The sequence below is a fragment of the Stenotrophomonas sp. YIM B06876 genome, assembly GCF_030711595.1.
In the GTDB taxonomy this organism is placed as follows: Bacteria; Pseudomonadota; Gammaproteobacteria; order Xanthomonadales; family Xanthomonadaceae; genus Stenotrophomonas.
Genome location: NZ_JAUJUJ010000125.1, coordinates 1 through 2,170, shown reverse-complemented (window position 1 = coordinate 2,170; position 2,170 = coordinate 1). Strand labels below are relative to the sequence as shown.

Sequence of the window (2,170 nt, the reverse complement as noted above, 5' to 3'; positions counted from 1 at the left end):
ACGCCGCCGCCGTGGTGCAGGCTGACCCAGGTGGCGCCGCCGGCGGTGTTGAGCAGCGCGTTGAGCAGCGGCCAGTCGCTCACGGCGTCGGTGCCGTCCTTCATGGCCTCGGTCTCGCGGTTCGGGCTGGCGACCGAGCCGGTGTCCAGGTGGTCGCGGCCGATCACGATCGGGGCCTTGAGCTCGCCGCTTTTCACCATCTCGTTGAAGGCCAGCGCCGCCCTGTGGCGCTCGCCCAGGCCGAGCCAGCAGATGCGCGCCGGCAAGCCCTGGAAGGCGATGCGCTCGCGCGCCATGTCGAGCCAGCGGTGCGTGTGGTGGTTGTCGGGGAACAGCTCCTTGATCTTGGCGTCGGTCTTGTAGATGTCTTCGGGGTCGCCCGACAGCGCCACCCAGCGGAACGGCCCCTTGCCTTCGCAGAACAGCGGGCGGATGTAGGCCGGCACGAAGCCGGGGAAGTCGAAGGCGTTCTTCACGCCCTCGTCGAACGCCACCTGGCGGATGTTGTTGCCGTAGTCCACCGTGGGAATGCCCAGGGCCTGGAAGTCGAGCATGGCCTGCACATGCACGGCGCAGGACTTGGCCGCGGCGGCCTTCAACGCGGCGTGCTCTGCGGGGTCTTTCTGCGCGGCCTTCCACTGCGCCACGCTCCAGCCGGCGGGCAGGTAGCCGTTGATCAGGTCGTGGGCGGAGGTCTGGTCGGTGACCAGGTCGGGCTTGATGCCACCGGCTTTGGCGCGCTTGACCAGCTCGGGCAGGATCTCGGCGGCATTGCCCAGCAGCGCGATCGACACCGCCTCCTTGGCCGCCGTGTGCTGGCGGATCAGGCGAATAGCGTCGTCGATGTCCTTGGCCTGCTTGTCGACGTAGCGCGTGCGCAGGCGGAAATCGATGCTCGACTGCTGGCATTCGATGTTCAGCGACACGGCGCCGGCCAGCGTGGCGGCCAGCGGCTGGGCGNGTGCTGCGCGATCAGTTCGAGCGCGTGGTCGATGTCGCGCGCCTGCTTGTCGACGTAGCGCGTGCGCAGGCGAAAGTCGATGCTCGACTGCTGGCATTCGATGTTCAGCGACACGGCGCCGGCCAGCGTGGCGGCCAGCGGCTGCGCGCCGCCCATGCCGCCCAGTCCGGCGGTCAAGATCCACCTGCCGGCCAGGCTGTTGTCGTAGTGCTGGCGGCCGGCTTCGACAAAGGTCTCGAACGTGCCCTGCACGATGCCCTGGCTGCCGATGTAGATCCAGCTGCCGGCCGTCATCTGGCCGTACATGAACAGGCCCTTGCGGTCGAGCTCATTGAAATGCTCCCAGGTGGCCCATTTGGGCACCAGGTTGGAGTTGGCGATCAGCACGCGCGGCGCGTTCTCGTGCGTCTTGAACACGCCCACCGGCTTGCCCGACTGCACCAGCAGGGTCTCGTCGGCTTCCAGGGTCTTNGTCGTAGTGCTGGCGGCCGGCCTCGACGAAGGTCTCGAACGTGCCCTGCACGATGCCCTGGCTGCCGATGTAGATCCAGCTGCCGGCGGTCATCTGGCCGTACATGAACAGGCCCTTGCGGTCGAGTTCGTTGAAATGCTCCCAGGTGGCCCATTTGGGCACGAGGTTGGAGTTGGCGATCAGCACGCGCGGCGCGTTCTCGTGCGTCTTGAACACGCCCACCGGCTTGCCCGACTGCACCAGCAGGGTCTCGTCGGCTTCCAGGGTCTTGAGCGAGGCCAGGATCTGGTCGTAGCACGCCCAGTTGCGCGCCGCGCGGCCTATGCCGCCGNACAGGCCCTTGCGGTCGAGTTCGTTGAAATGCTCCCAGGTGGCCCATTTGGGCACGAGGTTGGAGTTGGCGATCAGCACGCGCGGCGCGTTCTCGTGCGTCTTGAACACGCCCACGGGCTTGCCCGACTGCACCAGCAGGGTCTCGTCGGCTTCCAGGTCTTTCAGCGATACCAGGATCTGGTCGTAGCACGCCCAGTTGCGCGCCGCGCGGCCGATGCCGCCGTAGACCACCAGGTCCTGCGGGCGCTCGGCCACCTCGGCGTCGAGGTTGTTCTGGATCATGCGGTAGGCGGCTTCGGCCAGCCAGTTCTTGCAAGAGAGCTGGCTGCCGCGCGGCGCGCGGATGACACGGCTGGCGTCGTGGCGCGGGTCGGTGCTGGGCAGGATGGCGTCGTTGGCGTTCA

The 2,170-nt window shown here is 67.6% G+C and carries 3 pseudogenes; all 3 read right to left on the bottom strand.

The features are described from left to right. Positions 1 to 959, bottom strand: a pseudogene (gene hutU / locus QZH66_RS15280) (urocanate hydratase); the annotation flags it as partial. Positions 960 to 979: 20 nt separating this feature from the next. Beyond that, a pseudogene (locus tag QZH66_RS15275) lies at positions 980 to 1,426 on the bottom strand (urocanate hydratase); the annotation flags it as partial. Between the two features lie 10 nt (positions 1,427 to 1,436). Next, positions 1,437 to 2,150 (bottom strand): annotated as a pseudogene (locus QZH66_RS15270) (hypothetical protein); the annotation flags it as partial. Positions 2,151 to 2,170 lie beyond the last annotated feature (20 nt).